The sequence below is a fragment of the Paenibacillus septentrionalis genome, assembly GCF_042659865.1.
GTDB classification, from domain to species: domain Bacteria; phylum Bacillota; class Bacilli; order Paenibacillales; family Paenibacillaceae; genus Pristimantibacillus; species Pristimantibacillus septentrionalis.
Genome location: NZ_JBHSTE010000002.1, coordinates 379,061 through 399,807 on the forward strand (window position 1 = coordinate 379,061; position 20,747 = coordinate 399,807).

Sequence of the window (20,747 nt, forward strand, 5' to 3'; positions counted from 1 at the left end):
GACATAAAGGAGCAATAATATGGACAAAAGATTTAATCGAATTGCAATGCTGTTTAGCACCTTATTTTTAGTTATGCTAGTATTTGCTGTCGCAGCCTTTTTCTATGGTCTGAATCTTGGCAGCAAAAAAGTTGAGGCAAAATACGCTCATTTAACTGAAACAGATGAATCACCTGTAGATTATGCTTATCTACAGCAGGATTTGGCATCGTTCTACGTTACTGTTTACGCCCCTTATCGCGAGTTCCAGCTTGCTTGGAATGAAGCGTTAAGAAAAATCGCCAACCGAGAGGTTAGCAATGTAGCTTCACTTTACAAGGAAATCGAAGGTCAGGCAAGTAAAAAAGCGGAAGATGCGGCAAGCTATAACTTACAGCACGCAGGAATGCTTGGTCAAGCACAGCAAAGCTACATAAGAAGCTTGAATCAATTTGAAAAGGTGGCGGCTTCATTGCAAAAACGAGATGCTGCTGCAACCTATGACGATATTCAAAAAGCGCTGCAAAATAATGAATCGTATATCTCTGCCGTTTCACAGGCGTTAACTGGACAAGATCTGTTTTATCGCTCCATGTATGAATGGGGAGTTTCAATAGATCCGAACATTCCAACTGAAATCGATAAAAATGTTAGTCAAAACTTATCCGTATGGAGCACCTATCCGCTGCTTGTAAAAAATGAAATTATCGCCAGTTATCTGCTTGAGAAGAAAATTTTCGCTGATTATTTGCCACAGGATCTGGTTAGCAGCATCGATATGTTCATTCATTCTGGACAAGCTGAAACGATGAATATCACTACGGTTGAAGGCATTATCTCACTTCTTGCCAATACAAGCGCTGTACGTCCAGGAGATTATAATCTGAATCGCAACAAACTTTATTTGGATGAATTTTTGCCACAAATTCCATTTTTCTATCCAAATGTAGACTAAACGTGAATTTTCGATAATTTTATAGAATGTTAGTGATTTGTTTATCCTAGAGCATTGATTTTATTAGAGGACATGCTATAGAATAGGAAATGACCGTTATGTTCGTTGATGAAACTCTCGCCCACATCCTTCATCGATGCGGCTGAGAGTTTTTCTGTTTATTATTATTCGCGAGAAGTGATCGCACATTCAGGAGGTAGTTATTGTAATGTACAAAGTTTTAGTATCTGATCCAATCAGTGACCAAGGTATTCAGCAGTTAGTTGAGGCATCAGACATTGTCGTAGACAAAAAACCAGGTCTCTCCGAAGATGAATTAGTAGCAATTATTGGCGAATATGATGCTTTGCTTGTTCGCAGCCAAACAACAGTAACTGAGAAAATTTTAGCCGCAGGCAAAAAGCTTAAAGTTGTTGGTCGAGCTGGCGTTGGCGTAGACAATATAGACCTTGAAGCAGCTACAAAGCTGGGTGTCATCGTTATTAATGCACCTGACGGAAATACGATCACAACATGCGAGCATACTTTTGCCATGATGATGGCGCTCGCTCGCCATATTCCTCAAGCTTATAAAAAGACGACTGAAGGTGTATGGGATCGCAAATCCTTCCTTGGCGTCGAGCTTCGCAACAAAACGCTTGGCGTGCTTGGCATGGGACGTATTGGAAGCGAGGTTGCCAAGCGTGCTAAAGCATTTGGCATGAAGGTACTAGGCTATGATCCATTCTTGACAGAAGAACGTGCAAATCAGCAAGGCATTACGCTTGCTTCTGTAGACGATATCGTACGCAATGCTGATTTCATGACCGTTCATACACCACTAACTCCTGAGACTAAGCATATGATTGGCAAGGCACAATTCGAAGTCATGAAGCCCGGCATGCGCATTGTTAACTGCGCACGCGGCGGTATCATTGATGAGGGCGCACTTGTTGAAGCGATTGACACTGGCGTCGTTGCTGGTGCTGCATTCGACGTATTTGAGGTTGAGCCGCCAACTGCGGATCATCCGTTCCTTAACCATCCAAAAATTATCGTAACGCCTCACCTTGGCGCTTCCACTGTCGAAGCACAAGAAAACGTTGCGATTGATGTATCTGAGCAAGTGCTTCATATTTTGCGCGATGAGCCATTTATGAATGCTGTAAATATGCCGCCAATTCCAGCAGAGGTTCGCAAAGTGCTTGAGCCATTCTTCGAGCTTGGAGAAAAGCTTGGCAACTTCATCGCTCAAAGCACAGAAGGCGCAATTGAAGAAATTACAGTAAGCTATGCTGGCGATTTGTCTGATGTCGATACACAGCCGTTGACACGCTACATCGTTCGCGGTGTGCTTGCTCATCACCTTGGCAAGGACGCTGTTAATGTTGTCAACTCCATGCATATCGCAAAACAACGCGATCTAAACATCGTTGTCAATAAAACACGTTCGTCTCATAACTTTACGAATCTGGTTACAGTAACGCTTCGTTCTAGCAAGGGAACACGCTCTGCAGCGGGTACTTTATTGTCTGGATACGGCGCGCGTATTGTTCAAATCGACAGCTACAACATCGACTTGACACCAGAAGGTCATTTCATTCTTATTTCACATAACGATAAGCCTGGTATTATCGGCCGTGTTGGTACGCTGCTTGGCAGCAATGATGTCAACATCGCAACGATGCAGGTAGGTCGACAAGATAAAGGCGGCTCTGCGATAATGGTGCTTCGTGTCGACAAAGGCACGCCAAAAGAAGTGATTAAGCAGTTAACTGATCTTCCCGAGCTTATTAGTGCGAAAGAAATTATTCTATAATAGCTCCAAACAAAAAACGCGCCAGCGAGACGTTCAACGCCTCGCTGGCGCGTTTTGATTTGTTCCACGACAAACAATACTTTTCAACGCGTTTCCTCTTATATCGACGCGTACAGCCTGCTTTAGCATTCAAAACTTTGCATTTGATGAAAAAAGGTGTCTCATTCAGTCGATAGGCTAATCGTGAATGAAGACACCCTAGTATAAAAGTTGATTATTGAATTTTTTCATGGATCGATACTGGAAGCAAGATCGTGAAGGTCGTTCCTTGACCGATCAAGCTGTCTACCGCAATATTGCCTTGATGCTGATCAATTATGTTTTTAACAATTGCAAGCCCTAGCCCTGTTCCAGAGCTTGTTTCCCGCTTGCGGGCTTTATCTGCTTTATAGAACCTCTCAAATATATAAGGCAGATCTTCTGCAGGTATGCCTTGCCCTTCATCCTTAATTTTCAATTGAACGAACGACTCATGATTCAACGATACGTGTGACGATTGAATATACACATGCTTGCCTGGATCGGTATGACGAAGCGCATTGTCTATAAGATTGGTGAACACCTGCTCCAATCGATCCTCGTCTGCATGCTGCAGCACTAGCTGTTCATTAGCAGGCTCATAGTCGAGCTCAATACCTCTTTCCTTCGCGTAAACTGAAAATTTTCTAGATACGCGAGACAACAGCTGCGTCACATCTACAATACGATATTGCATATTAATGTGCCCTGCTTCCATTCGTGCAACATCTAGAAAATCATTGACGAGTCTACCCATGCGTACCGATTCTTCATGAATGACCTGCACAAGCTCCTGTCTCTCTTCCACAGAGGCTACAATATCGTCAAGTAGTGCTTCACTATATCCTTGAAGCATTTGCAGTGGTGTGCGAATTTCATGTGAGATGTTCGCAACGAAGTCACGGCGGATTTTTTCCACCTTATGTTCTTCCGTTACATCACGGATAACCGCAACAACACCGCGCATTTTTCCGTTGGACATAAGCGGTGTAAACACAACTGACCAGACATAGCTTTGCACATGGATCTTATCAGTGCAGTCCTTGCCGTGATTCAGTACTTTCACATAATTCTCTCGAAGTGGCGCAGGCACCTTTGGGTAGTTAAGTCCTTCTACCAGCTCCCACTCATCCTCAATCGACTGCCATTGCTGCAGCAGCATATGGCCTTGCGGATTGGTCAGAATCACTTCACCATTGGCATCAAAGGTAATGACTGCATCTCCAATGCTTCGCAGCACGTTGGATAAATGATTACTCTCATGATTAAGATCGTGAATCAGCTTTTCCAGCTTCTCTGTCATCTCATTAAATGTTGCTGCTAGCTGTCCGATTTCATCCGAAGAGGAAATATCCACGCGAGTTGAGTAATTTCCTTTCGAGATTGAAACAGCAGCATCCTTAAGCTGGAGCAATGGCTGCTGCAGCTTAGCCGATAGGAAAAATGCAAAAAAAGTAGAAAGCAAAAAGCCGATAATAGCAACAATAATAAAGAGCACCTTGATATCATGAGCATTCTCATCAAACAGCACATCGATATACTGCAACAAAAACACGCCCAAAATCATCAGCACGACAGCTACGAGCACCATAATGGTAACCCATAGCTTGCCGACTACGCTATGCCAGAGCAGGTTGAAAATCTTGCGGAACCATCTCATTTACTTTGGCACCTCTAGCTTGTATCCAACACCCCATACTGTTGTAATCATGCTAGCTGCTTCACTGGATACCTTGTTCAGCTTCTCACGCAAGCGTTTCACATGCGTATCAACCGTTCTGAGGTCGCCAAAAAACTCATAATTCCATACGTCCTTCAATAGTTCTTCACGAGAGAACACTTTATCAGGTGAAATTGCCAGGTAGTGCAGCAATTCATATTCCTTTGGTGTGAGGCTAACCTCCTGTCCACCAGCTGTAACACGATGCGCATCATGCTCAATGATCAAATGAGGAAACACAATGCTGTTTGATGTATTCATTTCTTTTGTCAAAAAAGCGGTCGCAGAGGAACGGCGAAGAATCGCCTTCACACGGTAGATCACCTCACGAGGTGAAAACGGCTTGACAACATAATCATCTGCCCCTACCTCAAAGCCCTGCACACGATTCATTTCTTCACCTTTTGCAGTAAGCATAACGACAGGTGTACCTTTTACCTGACGCAGTCTTGTACATACCTCGATGCCGTCAATGCCCGGAAGCATGACATCAAGCAGAATCAGTGCATAGTCACGATTCATCGCTAGTGCCAGCGCACGCTCTCCATCCTCAGCTTCCTCGATTTCGTAGCCTTCCTTCTCAAGGTACATTTTCAACAAACGTCTAATTCGCTCTTCATCATCTACTACCAAAATACGATTTAAATAATCCGACATCGTGTTACACCCCTTTCACTTTTATCCGATTTAATCGACACCCGCATATGAATGCATGCCGGCAATTAGCAGATTCACGCCAACAAGCGTAAACAATACGATGACAAAACCGATTACAGCAAGCCAAGCTGATGGTTTTCCGTGCCAGCCGCGAGACAATCTGAAGTGAAGGTACGCGCTGTAGAACAACCACGTAATGAGCGCCCATACTTCTTTCGGGTCCCAGCCCCAGAACCTTCCCCAAGCGATCTCTGCCCATATCATCGCAAAGATTAAGCCCCCAAGCGTAAAGATTGGAAACCCGATTACGATGGCGCGATAACTAATTTCATCAAGATCATCTGGATCAATGCCTTCCAGCATTGGATTAATTTTAGCACCTAATGGCTTTCTAGCAATCATTCGTACAATACCGTATAAAAGTAGACCGACTATGATTGACCATATCACTGTGTTGAGCTTGCGACCTGAGTTCACGCCATTGAACCATGATGGAGTTTCAAACAAGCCGTCTGTCATCCCCAAAAATGGCGTTACTTGAAGAGTCTCGCTGTTATATGGTTTGAAAATAGGCGGCATTGTATACTTTACCACCTCATAAGATGTAGAAAGCTCACCTGCTTGTGAAACACTAGCAGTCTCTTGTTGAAACTCCGCAACATAGCCTGCACCCTTAAAGCCGAATGAAGCAACAATAAAACCAATTACGACAAAAATTGAAATCAGCGTAAATTCCAGCCAACGTTGTGCGCGTTTGCCGCTTTTCGACTTATCTGTGTAGTCAATTGTACGAAGCAAGTACATTAAGCCTGCGGCAAAACCTACTGCAAAGAAAGCTTCACCAAGCGCTGCCATTGTCACGTGAATTTTCAGCCAATGAGACTGTAGCGCTGGAATAAGCGGTTGCACCTCCTGTGGAAATACAGACGCATACGCAATAATGATGATCGTAAGCGGCAATGCAAACATGCCAAGCAGCGGTTTTTTGTAAATAAAATGTATGATCGTGTAAGCGATCATAATCGTCATACCGAGCAATGTAATAAATTCATACATATTGCTCGTCGGAATCTGACCACTGCCAATCCAGCGTGTAAAAAAGAAAACCAAATGCGCAGCAAGACCCAAGGTGGAGGTTACAAAAGCAATTTTGCTCCAGCGTACTTCATGTGCCTTAGGATCACCTTTTCCCCACTTTTTCCCTGCAATTGCTACCATATAAAAGATTGATGCAATGACATATAAAAAGAATGCCACGATAAAGCTTGAACTACTGACATCTAACCAATTCATCCTTTATGTCCCCCATTATCAAGGCTTTTTGGATCAAGCTCTATGTCGCACCGCTTCAGAGCAAACGCAACATCGGCTCGCAAGCCATACCAGTTTTTATTTGTATGCGCACCTAATGTAAGCTGCTCGTCGTCAATACGCAGCCATATTCTGCGGTGCTGCCAATATGTCCCCATAATGAGGCCAAGCATGCTGATAACAGCTCCGATCCATAAAAACTTGACCGCTTTATCAATGCGTACATTCAAATAAGTTGTGGCAGCCGAATAATCGACATTTTCCATGCCTTCTACTTTAATATCTATTTTGTTAGCCAGCTCTCGATTAATTGTATCCTGTGCAAATCGAACCTTATCCTTCTCAAGCGGGAAATACATAAATACCTCACCTGCTTCAGCCAATCCAGGTCCTTTGATGTTGAAAATAAACGCAGGAGCATTTGGATTGCTGGAAAGCGTGATAGGCTCACCCTCACGATTAATTGAGAAATCCATATACTTGTCAATTAACTCTATCGTATAGGGACCAGCCTCGTAATGCAGCTCAGGGTCGACCATTTTCAGATGAAACGGTCCATAGCTCTCTCCCGTCGCTTTATCAATGATCATAGGAGATACTGCATTGATCCGAGGCGTTAAGTTAAAGTCAAATTGATGAAGTTTTAATTCGTTGTAGCGCAAAGGATCATTAACCAAAATGGTATGCTCCTTTACCTCTGTCAGCTCCGGTGTAGCAAAATCATCCTCGCAATGTGCTGTACATTCATACAGAATAACATCAGTTTTGAACGATTTGACTCTACCGCTATCCTTCAGCTCATCTGGAAGCTCCTCATTATCATACAGCTCAATGGAAAAGCCCTCGCTTTTCACATAATAATTTGTACCGGCAATCGGAACGGTATCGCCATCTGTGACGCTTACATATTGGTCGACGTTCCAGCCCGGAATACTGCGTGCCAGTACAGCGAGCAAAAATAAAATTAGGCCAATATGATTGATATAAGGCCCCCAGCGGCTAAATCGATTTTTCTCGGCCAGCAGCGCTGAACCTGTTTCATCGATGTGTACCTTATACCCCTTCTTTTTCAACGCTTCGCCGTAGCGCTTCGTCCACTCAGCTGGCTCTTCTTGTAATTCTCCGCTATATGTAGCTTTTTGACGCTTTAGAAATGCGAGATGCTTGCGAATTTGCTGCTTGTTTAAAGCGCGATATAACGGCAGCACACGGTCGATACTGCATATGACGAGCGAGGTCGCAATCATGACAAGCAACGTAATAAACCACCAGCTGGAATACGTCTTATGTAGTCCCAGCATATAGTAGATCTTGCCAAGTGTACCGTATTGCTCGGCGTAGTAGACACTTGGATCGAACGTGCTTGAAATAAACACCGAAGCTTGCGGGAAAATCGTACCCAGCATTGCGCCTAAAAACGTAATAATAATTAAATAAATGGCTATCTTAACAGAGGAGAAGAAATTCCATATCTGATCTAGCCAATGAGGATTAGCTTTTTGTGAACGTCGGGCTACGCCATCATAGCGCATTTCAAGCGGTTCACTAGATTCGAGCAAATCCTGCTCAAGCGGCTTGCCGCACGATTCACATAAAACAGTACCTACCGCATTTTGATGACCGCATTCACATTTTGTATTCGCAGGTAATAGCACAGTTAACCTCCTACCAGCTTTTCTATGTGCTCGTAAATTTGTGTCTCCTTCATTTCACCGACAAATACGGAAGACAGCGTTCCATCCTCATGTACAAAAAACGTAGTCGGATAGGATCGAACTGCGTAGCGTTTCTCCGTTTTCCGATCGACATCGCGTAATACAGTGTACGTTACGCCCAGCTTCTTCACGTAGTTGGAAATTGTCAGCATATCCTCGCTCAGATTAATTGCCACAATTTCAACGCCTTGATCCTTCCACTGCTCGTATTGGCGTTCAAAGGATGGCATTTCTCGAATGCAAGGCTCGCAAAAGGTCCCCCAAAAATTAATAACTAATGGTTTGCCTTTATAATCCTCCAAAGTAACCGGTTCGCCCTGCAAATTGGCCAAACGAAAATCTGGTACAGCTTGTCCTTCTTTAATTTGCCCGTTATGATCATCAGTAAAGGTTTGGAATATCGCATATCCGCCGAGCAAAAGTGCCAAAAGCAACACGATTACTTGAATCTTTTTTCGATTTTTACCCAATATGTATGACACCACCAGCTACTAGATTCATTGTCTTCTATTCCATATCCATTATAACGAAAATTCGACGGCACGATATGCCGTCGTCTCCTCTTATTTTTGAACTTTATGTGACTTGCGAGCTTCCTGTAACAATGTTTTCACTTCTGCTTCTGTCAAATGGCGGAACTTGCCGCGCGGCAAGCCGTCCAGACCAAGCTCGCCAAAGCGCACCCGTTTCAGCTTGATCACCTTATGACCAACAGCTTCAAACATCCGGCGCACTTGCCTGTTTCGCCCCTCATGAATCGTAATGCGAACTGTCGCTTCGTTTGCTTCCATATTTACATCCTGATACTCGACCTCAGCAGGCGAAGTCATCCCATCCTCAAGCATAACTCCTTGTTGCAGCTGTTCCAAAGCGGAGCCATGCGGCACTCCTTTTACAGTGGCATGATACGTTTTAGGTACATGATGCTTGGGATGAGTAAGCAAATTGGCGAATTCCCCATCATTCGTAAGCAGCAGCAATCCTTCTGTATCGTAGTCCAATCGACCAACCGGATATATGCGCTCCTTAATGCCAGGAAGAAAGTCAGACACAACCTTCCGCCCTTGCGGGTCCTTCGCACTCGTAATCACGCCTTTTGGCTTGTTCAGCATAACATATATCTTCTTTTCACTACGAATTGGACGACCATTCACAGTTATAACATCAACGGCAGGATCCGCCTTCGTTCCTAATGTTGTGACTGGCTCGCCATTCACCTCTACAGCACCTGACAAGATCATCTCCTCACATTTTCGACGAGAAGCTACCCCTGCTTGAGCTAGTATTTTTTGTAATCGTTCCAATTATGTTCACCTCATCTACCATCATAACGATAACGTGATAAAAGCACAAGCATTGCAATTAGAATACAAGCATGCAGATCACAATCGCGGCGATAAATCCTACCAAATCAGAGAAAAGACCAACCTTCAATGCATATTTCGAGTTGCGTATCGCCACCGCACCAAAGTAAACCGTAAGCACATATAGCGTTGTATCTGTGCTGCCCTGAATCGTAGAAGCGATTCGACCAATTAATGAATCCGGTCCATGTGTAGCGATAAGGTCAGCTGTGAAGGCTAGTGATCCAGCACCTGTTATAGGTCGCAAAATACCAAGCGGTAAAATTTCGCTTGGAATGCCAAACCAATCAAAAATCGGTTTAACAGCCATTAGCATTGCATCCATTGCTCCAGAAGCTCTAAACATGCTAATGGCTACCATCATTCCGACCAAATGAGGAATAATGCCGATCGCAGTATCGAATCCGTCCTTTGCACCATCTACAAACACCTCGTAGACAGGCTGTTTTTTTCGAACCATTGCATAAAGTGGAATAAATACAATAATAGCCGGTATCATATAGGCTGAAATTTTGGATAGCAGCTCAACCACGTCCGTCACCTCCAATTGTATGTGATGGAGGTTGAACGGCCAGACCATTTGATGGGTTGACTGTCAGATTTGGCGTTGCTGCATGTGCTGGCGTTGTGCCTGTTGTTACACCACTTGATGCAGACGTATTATTAGTCTGCATCTGGTATGGAATAGGCGGACCCTTGTCACGACTTCGATACCAGCGGTCTGCTAATATGGCCGCTGCCGTTGCAATGAAGGTGGCTGCAAGCGTTGTTCCGATAATTTCTGCCGGATTCGCAGAATTATAGTTCATCCGAATTGCAATAAGAGTGGTGGGCACCAATGTGATACTGGACGTGTTGAGTGCAAGCAGTGTACACATGGCAGGCGTCGCGGTATGCTTGTCTGGATTAAGACGCTGCAGCTCCTGCATCGCTTTAATCCCCATTGGTGTTGCTGCATTGCCTAAACCGAACATATTGGCACTTAAATTACTCATTATGTATCCGAGTGCCGGATGATTTTTCGGCACATCAGGAAACAGCCAGCGAACAGCTGGATAGAGCAGGCGAGACAGCTTTTCCAGCAATCCCGCCTGCTCAGCTATTTTCATCATTCCGAGCCAAAATACCATTATGCTAATTAAGCCAAAACTTATCGTGACGCCTGACTTTGCTCCATCGAATGCAGCTTGTGTAATGGCATCTATGTTGCCATTTACAATTCCAAAAACAACACTAATAACAATGAGAAACAGCCATATCCAATTAACCATGTTCATGCCTCCCCCAACATGACGTGATCGTTCTTGCAGATTCATTGCTGTCTTATCTTTCTGATGCAATAGACAATCGTGTACGTTTTTATTATTTTTGAAGCCAATCCACTATTTTGAAAAAGATGCTGTGCTCTCTTTTTTCTAATTGCTTGAATTGATTAAAGCTCTCCTCTGTTGCTGCACGTTTATTGAGCTTCAACCTCATACTGCCCTTTTCATACAACGGTACCGATCCTATCGGTTCTCCCTCCAAGAAAAACTGCATCCGACCTCGTTCCCCAAGCGCATAATGCGGACTGCTCGGATCAATTAACGTAACCGAAGCTTGTACTTTGTCAAGCTCGTCTTTTTCTAACGGATAATTGTAGTTTGCTCCATAAACAAGTGAGCTGCCTGATACCGCTTGCTCAACCTCCGCCAATCTGGAATGCGGGTAATGCTTAAAGCCCCAATCCAGCAAATTTCGATGGTCTCTCCAATCATCGCCATCATTAAGCGTAACAGCAACTAATTGCTGACCGTTTCTTGTAGCGGAGCTGACTAAGCAGCGAAACGCTTTTTTTGTATAACCTGTTTTTACGCCATCCGCTCCCTCATACATTCGGAGCATTTTGTTTTTGTTACGCCATGAATAATGCCATTTCTCATTCGGATTCGGTGCTTTTTTATGATCAGTCTTTACGATCTCGGCAAAAATCTTATTTTTAAGGGCATAAGCGGTCAATATAGCCAAATCGTTGGCAGATGAATAATGCCCTTCCTCATCCAATCCATGTGGATTGCGAAATTGTGTATGCTCAAGTCCCAACTCGCTAGCCTTTTGGTTCATTAGAAACACAAAACCAGCTTCGGAGCCCCCAACATGCTCTGCAATCGCAGTAGCTGCATCATTGCCTGAACGAAGCATCAATCCATATAAAAGATTGGATAGCGTCATCTCCTCGCCCGCTCTTAAATAGATCGACGAGCCCTCTTTTCCTGCTGCGCGAGTGGATACCTTAACCTTGTCTGATAAGTTACCGTTCTCAATCGCTACAATCGCAGTCATTATTTTTGTTAAGCTTGCTATTCTTGTCGCAACATCCCCATTTCTGCTATATAAAATACGTCCTGACTGTACATCGATGAGAGCTGTTGCATAAGCATTAGTCGAAATGGAAGGTGACGCGTAGGCGATTTGCCCACCAATACCAGTTACGAAACATGCTGCAATCGCAATATAGGCAATCATTCTCGTTAGCTGTTTTTTCATAGATGTCCTCCTACATTTCTATATCACGTCAATAGTATATGCAGATGCTTGCCATTGTAGACGAGCATTCGCTTCTTTCCTTAATCTGCTTTTGCTTCCTGCAAATTGAAACAACAAAAAGGCACATTACGAGCGAGTAGCGATCGCAATGTGCCTTCGAGTGAAGCTATTGTTTCATCATCAGCTCAATTATTGCAAAGATGAACCGCCTGTGCTGTTCATATTCATTCCTGTAGAAGTACTGGAAGCTGCACCAGTGCTTGAGGAGATTCCGGCTTGTCCTTGAGATTGAGCCGAGCTGCCAAACATACCCGACATCTTATCAATAATTGCAGGAGCAGAATCAATAACTTTATCGAGCAGATGTGTTTGGTTGTCAAGCGGCACAACTTTTACTCCTTGCATGCCGACTACCAAAAAGGCAATTGGTGTAATCGAGACACCACCACCGCTACCACCACCAAAAGGAAGCGAATTCGGATTCACACCGCCGTGTTGCGCCTCGTCATGACTATGCTCTGTACGCAGCTCACTTCCCCCTGCTACAAAACCTACACCGACACGAGAAATCGGCAGAATTGTATCGCCTGATGGAGTATGGATCGGGTCGCCGACAATCGTATTGATGCCGAGCATTTCTTTAATCTGACCTAACGATACGCCAACCAAGCCTTCAATATTATTGGTTGTTGTCATTGTGTATCACTCCTAACATGAAGGTAAATGCACATATAGTTTGCTCTGTTACTCATTCATTATTAGGGTAAGTTCTGGCTATGCTCTAGAGACTAAAGCCTTCCATAACACAATTCCGCGCTTTATAGCGGTCACATGAAAAATTAAGTAAATTACAGCAAGCAAAAGCGAGCCAAGCTTTAGCTTAAGCTTACATGACCATTCTGTAGAAAACCATTTTTCCTGAAACACTGGCTCAATCGAGACGTGGGGAAGATCCATCACCTTAACGTATTTCGAAAGCGCTCCAAACAACATTCCCTTTACAGACCATAACATGCCACAGCTAATTGCCGCTGACATCGCCTCTCCTGTGCCTGCTCGACTGTGCCAATGCCAGTCAGACAATTCAACCTTTCGCAGCAAATGAAGAAACCAAGCCTTAAAATCTTTCATAATCATCGTTGCATCCGTCCATACTTGATATCGGGAAATCGCATGCTTGACGTCAAGCTCTACAAGCTCTTCATGACCATCCGGCTTGCTGAGATTAAACCCAATCCCTCTCTTATTCATCATCATTTTAGGCAGTTTGAACTTAAAAGAAACTAAACCAGCAAGCATCGTTACCTTAATCGAAGCATCATCATTTTCTTTTTGTCTGCGTGCATACAGCTCAAGTGTTACTGTGGTAAAGCAGGCAACAGCTATAATCGCAGCTAAAAAAAGACTGATCCACATCGGCCAATAGCTAGCAAAAGGAAGCATATCCTCCCTCCTAACGTAAACATGACCATAGTATGAACCAGTCTTTTGAATAATATGAATTAGTTCTTCACTTCATCAAGTGTCATCTGACGCCCTTCAAAACGTTCGAACAACAGCTGTGATTGTTCCTCGAAATCTTCGTCTTCCAATGATACATTTTTAGGCTCTGGCAGCTCTTTCAATGAGGCAAGTCCAAAACTGTCTAAAAAAGCTTTTGTCGTTCCATACAATATCGGGCGACCAATAGCATCTGCGCGACCTACTTCTTCAATCAAATCCTTGGCAACAAGCGTATGTATGGCACGCTCGCATTTCACGCCGCGTATTTCTTCGATCTCGACACGGGTAATCGGTTGCTTATAAGCTACGATCGAAAGCGTTTCAAGCGCAGCCTGTGATAGCTGAGCTCTTGTTGGCGTGTACGCCATACGCTCAAAATATTCCGCATGCTCCGGATGCGTCGTAAGGCGATAGGCACCCGCTAAAATTCCGATCTGAACGCCTCGCCCTTCACGCTCTAGATCACGCTGCAAATCCAGCACAAGCTCCTCGGCATAATCCGCATCGATGGACATAATATCTGCAAGCTGACGTTTGGTCAAGCCCTCGTCGCCAGCCATAAATAATAGTCCCTCAATAATCGATTTCAATTTCTGAAATTCCATCTACAGCTCCTTCTCCTCTCCACTGGATCACAATATCATCGAAGAGTCCGTGCTGATAGCAACGGATATGCTTCATCTTCATCAACTCTAAAATAGACAAAAAAGTTACAACAACCTCATGCTTGCTCATATTCTCGCGAATCAGCTTAGAAAATCGAACCGTTTCAAATTGCTTCAACACATCAACAATATCTCGAATTCGATCCTTGACCGAAATTTCATCTCGTTGAACGGTTGCAATGATATCTCTTCGATTCGCTCGTCTCAACGCCTTCTGGAAAGCTTGAACAATGTCAGAAAGCTCAATGCCTTGAAGCGGGTTTACCGGAATTTCCTTCATATAGGCGGACATATCCTCAGGCTCGCGCGAAAATACGAGACTGCGCATAAATTCCTTTTCCTTAAGCTCCTCGGCTATTTGCTTGAACTTGCGATATTCTATAAGCTTCTGAATGAGCTCCTCTCTCAAATCAGGACCATCATCAATCCACTCGTCAAATTCATTCTCAAAAACAGGAGGCTTTGGTAATAGCTGCTGACTTTTAATGCTTAACAATGTCGCTGCCATGACCAAAAATTCGCTCGTGATATCTAGCTCCAATTCTTTCATAGCATGAAGATAGTCCATATATTGCGTCGTAATTTCGCTAATGGATACCTCATGAATATCGATCTCTGCCCGATCAATCAAATGAAGCAATAAATCGAGCGGACCCTCGAAAGAATCTAGCTTATAAAGTACGGACACACCACAACCTCCTGTAACTAATAATGCTTATTGCTGTAATGCCTTTGTTAAATTCGCCATTTCAATCGCAGTTACAGCAGCTTCATAGCCTTTATTACCAGCCTTCGTGCCTGCTCGCTCAATCGCTTGCTCGATAGAGTCTACAGTTAGCACCCCAAAAATAGTTGGTACGCCAGTTTTTAGCGCTACTGCTGATACGCCTTTTGCAGCCTCATTGCACACATAATCAAAATGCGGTGTAGCGCCTCGAATGACAGCACCAAGTGTAATAACAGCATCGTACTTTCCGCTTTCCGCCATTTTTTGTGCGATCAACGGGATTTCAAATGCACCTGGAACCCAAGCTACCTCCACATCCGTTTCTTCTGCACCATGACGTTTGAATGCATCCAGTGCTCCTGCCAGAAGCTTGCTTGAAATAAATTCATTAAACCGCCCAACTACAACACCATATTTTAATCCACTTGAAATGAGATTCCCTTCGTATACAAAAGCCATTACACTTTCTCCTCTCTTATTTTAAGCATGTTTTACGATAAAAGCATTACTTTTTATGTCAAATGTTAAAATTTTAGCATATGACCGAGCTTTTCTTGCTTCGTATGCAAATACTTTTCGTTATTTTTGTTGTGCTGAAGCTGAATCGGTACTCGTTCTACAATCTCAAGACCATAGCCCTCAAGCCCCTTAATTTTCCGAGGATTGTTCGTTAACAATCGAATTTGCTTCACGCCCAGATCCTTTAAAATTTGAGCGCCAATGCCGTATTCGCGTAGATCAGCCGGAAAACCAAGCTTCAAATTCGCTTCAACCGTATCATAGCCTTCTTCTTGCAGCACATATGCCTTCAGCTTGTTAATCAGTCCAATGCCGCGGCCCTCCTGACGCATATAGAGCACAATGCCTGTTCCTTCTTCCTCGATCCGTTTTAATGCTGCCTCAAGCTGAGGCCCACAGTCGCAGCGGTGTGAGTGGAATACATCACCCGTCAAGCATTCAGAATGTACACGAAGCAGTACTGGCTGCTCAGAATTTATCTCACCTTTGACAATTGCGACATGCTCCTTGCCGTCTATTGCATTCGTATATGCTACGATTTGAAACTCTCCATAGTCAGTAGGCAGTTTGCAAGAAACCTCACGAGTTACCAGTTTTTCCTTGCGGCTGCGATACGCGATTAGATCTTTTATGGTGATCAGCTTAAGGTCGTGCTTGGCGCGAAATGCCATCAAATCATCCATGCGCGCCATCGTTCCGTCTTCTTTAATAATTTCGCATATAACACCAGCTGGCTTGGCGCCAGCCATTATTGCCAAATCAATAGCCGCCTCTGTATGACCAGCACGTTGCAGTACTCCGCCTTTTTTTGCAATTAACGGGAATACATGACCGGGCCTGCGAAAATGCCCTGACTCAGCATCGTCTGCAATAAGCTGCTGGACCGTTAACGCTCGCTCGTATGCAGAAATGCCTGTTGTCGTCGTATGATGATCAACCGAGACCGTAAAAGCTGTACCATGATAATCGGTATTGTGGTTAACCATCGGTGGAAGCTCAAGCTGTTCAGCTCGCTCCTCAGTAATTGGCGCACATACTAGTCCCCGACCTTCCTTAATCATAAAATTAATAGTGTCTGCGGTTGTATATTGTGCCAGCGCAACCAAATCACCTTCATTTTCCCGATCTTCATCATCAACAACGATAATCACTTTGCCTTGCTTCAAATCTTCGATAGCCTCTTCAATCTGGTGGAATATATATTGCTCGTTGTTTTCACTCATGCTGCTTCCTCCTTTGCTTATAAAAAGCCATGCTCCTGCAAATAAGATGTTGTGATACTCGTTTTCGACCCTGCATGCGCAGCTGACCTTGCTGGAGCTTGAAAGCCCATTAGATGCTCGACATATTTGCCAATAATATCGCATTCGATATTAACGACATCACCAGGCTTGCGGTATTGCAGTGCCGTTTCGGCAAGCGTATGTGGAATAATTGACACGGTTACGGTTGAGCCTTCTACACGAACAACGGTTAAGCTGATGCCATCAATCGTAATCGAGCCTTTCGGTATGATGTAGCGCAACGCCTGTTCCTCCTGCAGCTTCAGATCGTAAACAACAGCATTGCTATCCTCATACGTAGCCGTTATAAGCGCCAACCCGTCTACATGTCCTTGCACAATATGTCCGCCAAACCTTGCTCCCGCTTGCATCGCACGTTCAAGATTGACCTTCGTTCCAATTCGCAAGGCAGACAATGACGTTTTTCGATAGGTCTCCGGCATGACATCAGCCGAAAAACTGCTCGCATTGAAGCCTGTAACTGTAAGACAGACACCATTGACAGCAATGCTATCACCAAGCTTTACATCACTCAGCACCTTACCTGCACGGACTGTTAGAACCATCGCCTCGCCTCTGCTTGTTACATGCTGCAGCTGTCCTATTTCCTCAACTAATCCCGTAAACATCATTTCCCCCCTCTTGCACCAGCTATCTAATCGTCTTGTCGCTTAGGATAGCCGATTATACGAATATCTTCACCAACGAGCTCTACTTCTACACTTTCAAGCTCATAAGCATCCTGCATGAGCTCGACGCCCCCCATTTCGAATAGTGCAGGCGAGCTGCTGCCTCCAACAATTTTCATGCCGTAATACAAAATCATCTTCTGAATCAAACCAGCCTCCAGCATTGCACCATTCAGCTTGCCGCCGCCTTCCAGCAGGATGGAGCTGATCTCATGCTCTCCCAGCCATTGCATAGCCTGATGTAAATCAACCTGCTTCCCGCTGCCGCAGCGTACGATCATAACACCATGCTGTCGCAATTGCTCGGCCTTCTCTTCAGAAGCAGCCTCGGTGGTCACAATAATGACGCGAGCACCACTTTGCTCCACAACCTTGGAATGAACAGGAGTACGTAGCTGCGCATCAACGATGATCGGAATTGGCTGTTTTGCGGCAACATCCAGTCTTGTCGTCAAGGATGGATTGTCCTTTAGTAAGGTGTTCACGCCAATCATAATCGCTTCATGCTGATGCCGCAGCGTATGAACCTCAGCACGTGCTGTCGGCCCGCTAATCCATTGCGAGCTGCCTGATTTCGTAGCCAGCTTTCCATCAAGCGTCGCAGCAGATTTTAGCGTCACGAAGGGCCTGCGCGTCGTAATATAATAATTAAACTTCTCATTTAGCTTGCGAGCTTTCTCCTCAAGCACGCCAACTACGACATCAATTCCCGCTTGCTCCAGCAGTCGAATGCCGCTGCCTGCAACAAGTGGATTAGGATCTAGTGTTGCAACTACCACTTTCTTAATCCCGCTATGAATGAGCAATTCTGCACAAGGTGGGGTTTTTCCATAGTGGCTGCATGGCTCCAGCGTCACATAGGCAACTCCGCCAAATGCTCGCTGGCCTGCCATGTGAATGGCTTGGACCTCTGCATGCCCTTCGCCTCTGCGTAAATGTGCGCCCATCCCAACGATACTGCCTTCATTCGTAATGACGCAGCCAACAACAGGATTAATTCCGGTTTGCCCCATCGCTTTACTCGCCATTGAAATTGCTAAATCCATGAAATATTCATCATTGATGATGTCAATCACAACAAAAAACCCCCAAAACGGCGTACTGCCATTCGGGGGGTGATAGAATCGAAAAATTTCCGACACGAATATAACGATTGTATGCAAAAACTATGCATACAGATAGTTAATCTGTGCATTGTGAAATTACGCACAATAAATGCGCGAAATAAGCTTAGCCAACAACGTATTCTATGACGAATAAGCATAGAAAGCTGGCTACGCCGAAAATTTCTCCTTCTCCCATCCAGACTTTACTGTCGGTTCTAGATTTCCACTAGATCAGCCGCCATACAAACCTCATATGACGGGTCACGGACTTACATCAGAAGAATCCACAGGATTCTTCTGACGATCACCGCCGGTTGGGACTTTCACCCGACCCCGAAGGAGTACCTCTTATTTGATTGATATTACTTTACCATTAAGCTTCGTAAACTTCAACTGTTTCCATTTGCGATCCGTTGGAAAGTGCATCAACAAACTCCATGCCCTTCACAACTTTACCGAAAACAGTGTGCTGGCCATCCAAATGTGGTTGTGCCTGATAGCAAATATAGAACTGACTGCCGCCCGTATTGCGACCTGCATGGGCCATAGCCAGTGTACCACGCTCATGCTTGTTAGGATTGATTTCACAATCGATCGTGTAGCCTGGACCGCCAGTACCTCTTCCTTCCGGACAGCCGCCTTGTGCAACAAATCCCGGAATTACACGGTGGAAGATCAAACCGTTATAAAAGCCGCTGTTCGCAAGCTTTTCAAAATTCGCAACAGTATTCGGTGCATCGTTATCGAATAGATCAAGAACCACTTCGCCGCCTGTAGCTAGTTTAATTTTTGCTTGTTTTGCCATGAATGACATCACCTTTCTACTTCAAGATAACTTAACGTTACCAATTTACGGCTTATTTCGCAAGTGAAGATTTTTGAAGACGAGCAGGAATAACGTCATTGCACACGATATCATCTAGAGATTCACGCTCAACAACAAGGTCTGCTTGACCGTCCTTCACGAATACAACAGCTGGACGACGAATACGGTTGTAGTTGCTCGCCATTGCATAGTTGTATGCACCTGTACAGAATACAGCCAGCAAGTCACCACTGTTCGCTTCAGGAAGATTCAAATCCCAAATAAGCATATCGCCGCTTTCACAGCATTTACCCGCGATAGATACAACCTCTGTCGCTTCTTCATTGGCACGGTTAGCCAAAATCGCTTCGTATTTGGATTGATACAGCGCCGGACGCGGATTGTCAGTCATACCGCCATCTACCGCCAAGTATTTGCGTACGTTCGGAATGTTTTTGCTTGTACCAACTGTATACAGCGTCGTACCTGCATCTCCAACCATACTGCGGCCTGGCTCTACCCAAATTTCAGGCCAAGCATAATCAGCAGCCGTAAAGTTCGTTTTGATTGCATCGGCAATCGCGTGAACATATTGTGAAATTGGAAGCGGAGCATCCTCTTCTGTATAACGAATACCAAAACCGCCACCTACGTTGATAACAGTAAACAGAATACCGAATTCATCGCGTACAGCAACAGCGAATTGCGTCACTTTTTCAACCGCCATGCGGAAGCCTTCTACTTCGAAAATTTGCGAACCAATATGAGAATGAACCCCTAGAAGATTAATCTGTGGAAGCTCATTTGCTTGAATAACGGCTTCACGAGCTGAACCATTGCCAAGGTCAAATCCAAATTTGGAATCCTGTTGACCCGTTGAAATATAATCATGAGTATGCGCCTCAACGCCTGGCGTGATGCGAAGCAATACGTTAACAACCTTGTCCTTCTTGGCAGCAAGATCATTCAGCATATGAAGCTCAATAAAGTTGTCCACTACGAAGCAGCCAATGCCAACTTCAAGCGCCATGTTGATTTCTTCAACTGTTTTGTTGTTGCCATGGAAATGTATGCGTTCAGCCGGGAAGCCAGCTTGAATCGCTGTATATAGCTCGCCGTCTGAAACGACATCAAGCGATAGGTTTTCTTGTTCTGCAAGTACGCACATCGCTTTTACCGAGAACGCTTTGCTTGCGTAGGCAACCTGGAATTTCAAGCCAGTTTCATTGAAGGCTTGCACGTATTCGCGAGCACGTTGACGAACGAGTGCTTCATCAACAATGTATAGAGGCGTGCCGAATTTTTCTGCCAAATCGACAACATCTACTCCCCCAATTTCAAGGTGACCACTATTATTTATTTTACTTGTACCATGTAAATACATATTTCCCCTCAGCTTTCCTCTAT

21 protein-coding genes and 1 riboswitch are annotated in these 20,747 nt (G+C 44.5%); of the genes, 2 read left to right on the forward strand and 19 right to left on the reverse strand.

Features of this window, described 5'->3' with window-relative positions:
- Positions 1-19: 19 nt before the first annotated feature.
- Both ACFP56_RS06725 and serA read left to right on the forward strand, forming a co-directional pair.
- Positions 20-934 carry a hypothetical protein gene (locus ACFP56_RS06725; protein ID WP_379232543.1) on the forward strand — a complete coding sequence of 305 codons (915 nt, stop codon included), beginning with the start codon at positions 20-22 and terminating at the stop codon, positions 932-934.
- A gap of 208 nt (positions 935-1,142) precedes the next feature.
- Entirely contained in the window at positions 1,143-2,732 is a 1,590-nt protein-coding gene (serA, locus tag ACFP56_RS06730) for a phosphoglycerate dehydrogenase (RefSeq protein ID WP_379232545.1), read from the forward strand.
- Between the two features lie 214 nt (positions 2,733-2,946).
- Here the strand turns inward: serA and ACFP56_RS06735 are convergent, their stop codons facing one another.
- The 19 genes from ACFP56_RS06735 to lysA form a co-directional block, all read right to left on the reverse strand.
- Positions 2,947-4,410 (reverse strand): ATP-binding protein, encoded by a 1,464-nt coding sequence (locus ACFP56_RS06735; RefSeq protein WP_379232547.1) that lies wholly within the window; start codon positions 4,408-4,410, stop codon positions 2,947-2,949.
- A complete protein-coding gene (locus ACFP56_RS06740) occupies positions 4,411-5,127 on the reverse strand; it encodes a response regulator transcription factor (RefSeq protein ID WP_379232549.1) in 717 nt (238 codons plus the stop codon).
- A 30-nt stretch (positions 5,128-5,157) separates the two neighbouring features.
- The gene (gene ccsA, locus ACFP56_RS06745) at positions 5,158-6,420 is read right to left on the reverse strand and encodes a cytochrome c biogenesis protein CcsA (RefSeq protein ID WP_379232552.1); all 1,263 of its coding nucleotides are present in this window, start codon (positions 6,418-6,420) and stop codon (positions 5,158-5,160) included.
- Positions 6,417-8,093 (reverse strand): cytochrome c biogenesis protein ResB, encoded by a 1,677-nt coding sequence (gene resB / locus ACFP56_RS06750; RefSeq protein WP_379232555.1) that lies wholly within the window; start codon positions 8,091-8,093, stop codon positions 6,417-6,419. The genes ccsA and resB overlap by 4 nt, the downstream gene beginning before the upstream one ends.
- 2 nt (positions 8,094-8,095) lie before the next feature.
- Positions 8,096-8,623, reverse strand: coding sequence for a redoxin domain-containing protein (locus tag ACFP56_RS06755; protein WP_379232558.1), 528 nt, complete (start codon positions 8,621-8,623; stop codon positions 8,096-8,098).
- Between the two features lie 93 nt (positions 8,624-8,716).
- A complete protein-coding gene (locus tag ACFP56_RS06760; protein ID WP_379232560.1) occupies positions 8,717-9,457 on the reverse strand; it encodes a pseudouridine synthase in 741 nt (246 codons plus the stop codon).
- 58 nt (positions 9,458-9,515) lie between these two features.
- A complete protein-coding gene (locus ACFP56_RS06765; RefSeq protein ID WP_379233290.1) occupies positions 9,516-10,016 on the reverse strand; it encodes a spore maturation protein in 501 nt (166 codons plus the stop codon).
- Positions 10,017-10,041: 25 nt separating this feature from the next.
- Entirely contained in the window at positions 10,042-10,788 is a 747-nt protein-coding gene (locus ACFP56_RS06770) for a nucleoside recognition domain-containing protein (RefSeq protein ID WP_379232562.1), read from the reverse strand.
- Positions 10,789-10,879: 91 nt separating this feature from the next.
- Positions 10,880-12,043, reverse strand: coding sequence for a D-alanyl-D-alanine carboxypeptidase family protein (locus ACFP56_RS06775; protein ID WP_379232564.1), 1,164 nt, complete (start codon positions 12,041-12,043; stop codon positions 10,880-10,882).
- A gap of 189 nt (positions 12,044-12,232) precedes the next feature.
- A complete protein-coding gene (gene ytfJ, locus ACFP56_RS06780; protein ID WP_379232566.1) occupies positions 12,233-12,739 on the reverse strand; it encodes a GerW family sporulation protein in 507 nt (168 codons plus the stop codon).
- A gap of 78 nt (positions 12,740-12,817) precedes the next feature.
- Entirely contained in the window at positions 12,818-13,486 is a 669-nt protein-coding gene (locus tag ACFP56_RS06785) for a DUF2953 domain-containing protein (RefSeq protein WP_379232568.1), read from the reverse strand.
- A gap of 59 nt (positions 13,487-13,545) precedes the next feature.
- Entirely contained in the window at positions 13,546-14,151 is a 606-nt protein-coding gene (scpB, locus tag ACFP56_RS06790) for an SMC-Scp complex subunit ScpB (protein WP_379232571.1), read from the reverse strand.
- Positions 14,120-14,899, reverse strand: coding sequence for a segregation and condensation protein A (locus ACFP56_RS06795; protein WP_379232573.1), 780 nt, complete (start codon positions 14,897-14,899; stop codon positions 14,120-14,122). Before ACFP56_RS06795 ends, scpB begins: the two co-directional genes overlap by 32 nt.
- Before the next feature lie 27 nt (positions 14,900-14,926).
- On the reverse strand, positions 14,927-15,397 hold the full coding sequence (ribH, locus tag ACFP56_RS06800) for a 6,7-dimethyl-8-ribityllumazine synthase (RefSeq protein WP_379232575.1): 471 nt from the start codon (positions 15,395-15,397) through the stop codon (positions 14,927-14,929).
- Between the two features lie 65 nt (positions 15,398-15,462).
- Positions 15,463-16,680, reverse strand: a complete 1,218-nt coding sequence (locus ACFP56_RS06805; protein WP_379232577.1) for a bifunctional 3,4-dihydroxy-2-butanone-4-phosphate synthase/GTP cyclohydrolase II — start codon at positions 16,678-16,680, stop codon at positions 15,463-15,465.
- Positions 16,681-16,697: 17 nt separating this feature from the next.
- Complete coding sequence (gene ribE, locus ACFP56_RS06810) at positions 16,698-17,369, reverse strand: riboflavin synthase (RefSeq protein ID WP_379232579.1); 672 nt, start codon at positions 17,367-17,369, stop codon at positions 16,698-16,700.
- A 26-nt stretch (positions 17,370-17,395) separates the two neighbouring features.
- Positions 17,396-18,505, reverse strand: coding sequence for a bifunctional diaminohydroxyphosphoribosylaminopyrimidine deaminase/5-amino-6-(5-phosphoribosylamino)uracil reductase RibD (gene ribD, locus ACFP56_RS06815; protein WP_379232581.1), 1,110 nt, complete (start codon positions 18,503-18,505; stop codon positions 17,396-17,398).
- Between the two features lie 210 nt (positions 18,506-18,715).
- Positions 18,716-18,880: riboswitch (FMN riboswitch) on the reverse strand.
- A 28-nt stretch (positions 18,881-18,908) separates the two neighbouring features.
- Positions 18,909-19,340: a peptidylprolyl isomerase gene (locus ACFP56_RS06820; RefSeq protein WP_379232583.1), complete on the reverse strand. Its 432-nt coding sequence runs from the start codon at positions 19,338-19,340 to the stop codon at positions 18,909-18,911.
- 52 nt (positions 19,341-19,392) lie between these two features.
- Complete coding sequence (gene lysA / locus ACFP56_RS06825; RefSeq protein WP_379233292.1) at positions 19,393-20,724, reverse strand: diaminopimelate decarboxylase; 1,332 nt, start codon at positions 20,722-20,724, stop codon at positions 19,393-19,395.
- Between the last annotated feature and the right edge of the window lie 23 nt (positions 20,725-20,747).

Bases quoted from the DNA above. Each gene is read 5' to 3' on its own strand.
- ACFP56_RS06725 (WP_379232543.1), top strand. From the start codon at position 20: ATGGACAAAAGATTTAATCGAATTGCAATGCTGTTTAGCACCTTATTT.
- serA (WP_379232545.1), top strand. From the start codon at position 1,143: ATGTACAAAGTTTTAGTATCTGATCCAATCAGTGACCAAGGTATTCAG.
- ACFP56_RS06735 (WP_379232547.1), bottom strand. From the start codon at position 4,410: ATGAGATGGTTCCGCAAGATTTTCAACCTGCTCTGGCATAGCGTAGTC.
- ACFP56_RS06740 (WP_379232549.1), bottom strand. From the start codon at position 5,127: ATGTCGGATTATTTAAATCGTATTTTGGTAGTAGATGATGAAGAGCGA.
- ccsA (WP_379232552.1), bottom strand. From the start codon at position 6,420: ATGAATTGGTTAGATGTCAGTAGTTCAAGCTTTATCGTGGCATTCTTT.
- ACFP56_RS06765 (WP_379233290.1), bottom strand. From the start codon at position 10,016: ATGATACCGGCTATTATTGTATTTATTCCACTTTATGCAATGGTTCGA.
- ACFP56_RS06770 (WP_379232562.1), bottom strand. From the start codon at position 10,788: ATGGTTAATTGGATATGGCTGTTTCTCATTGTTATTAGTGTTGTTTTT.
- ACFP56_RS06775 (WP_379232564.1), bottom strand. From the start codon at position 12,043: ATGAAAAAACAGCTAACGAGAATGATTGCCTATATTGCGATTGCAGCA.
- ytfJ (WP_379232566.1), bottom strand. From the start codon at position 12,739: ATGACAACAACCAATAATATTGAAGGCTTGGTTGGCGTATCGTTAGGT.
- ACFP56_RS06785 (WP_379232568.1), bottom strand. From the start codon at position 13,486: ATGCTTCCTTTTGCTAGCTATTGGCCGATGTGGATCAGTCTTTTTTTA.
- scpB (WP_379232571.1), bottom strand. From the start codon at position 14,151: ATGGAATTTCAGAAATTGAAATCGATTATTGAGGGACTATTATTTATG.
- ribH (WP_379232575.1), bottom strand. From the start codon at position 15,397: ATGGCTTTTGTATACGAAGGGAATCTCATTTCAAGTGGATTAAAATAT.
- ACFP56_RS06805 (WP_379232577.1), bottom strand. From the start codon at position 16,680: ATGAGTGAAAACAACGAGCAATATATATTCCACCAGATTGAAGAGGCT.
- ribE (WP_379232579.1), bottom strand. From the start codon at position 17,369: ATGTTTACGGGATTAGTTGAGGAAATAGGACAGCTGCAGCATGTAACA.
- ACFP56_RS06820 (WP_379232583.1), bottom strand. From the start codon at position 19,340: ATGGCAAAACAAGCAAAAATTAAACTAGCTACAGGCGGCGAAGTGGTT.
- lysA (WP_379233292.1), bottom strand. From the start codon at position 20,724: ATGTATTTACATGGTACAAGTAAAATAAATAATAGTGGTCACCTTGAA.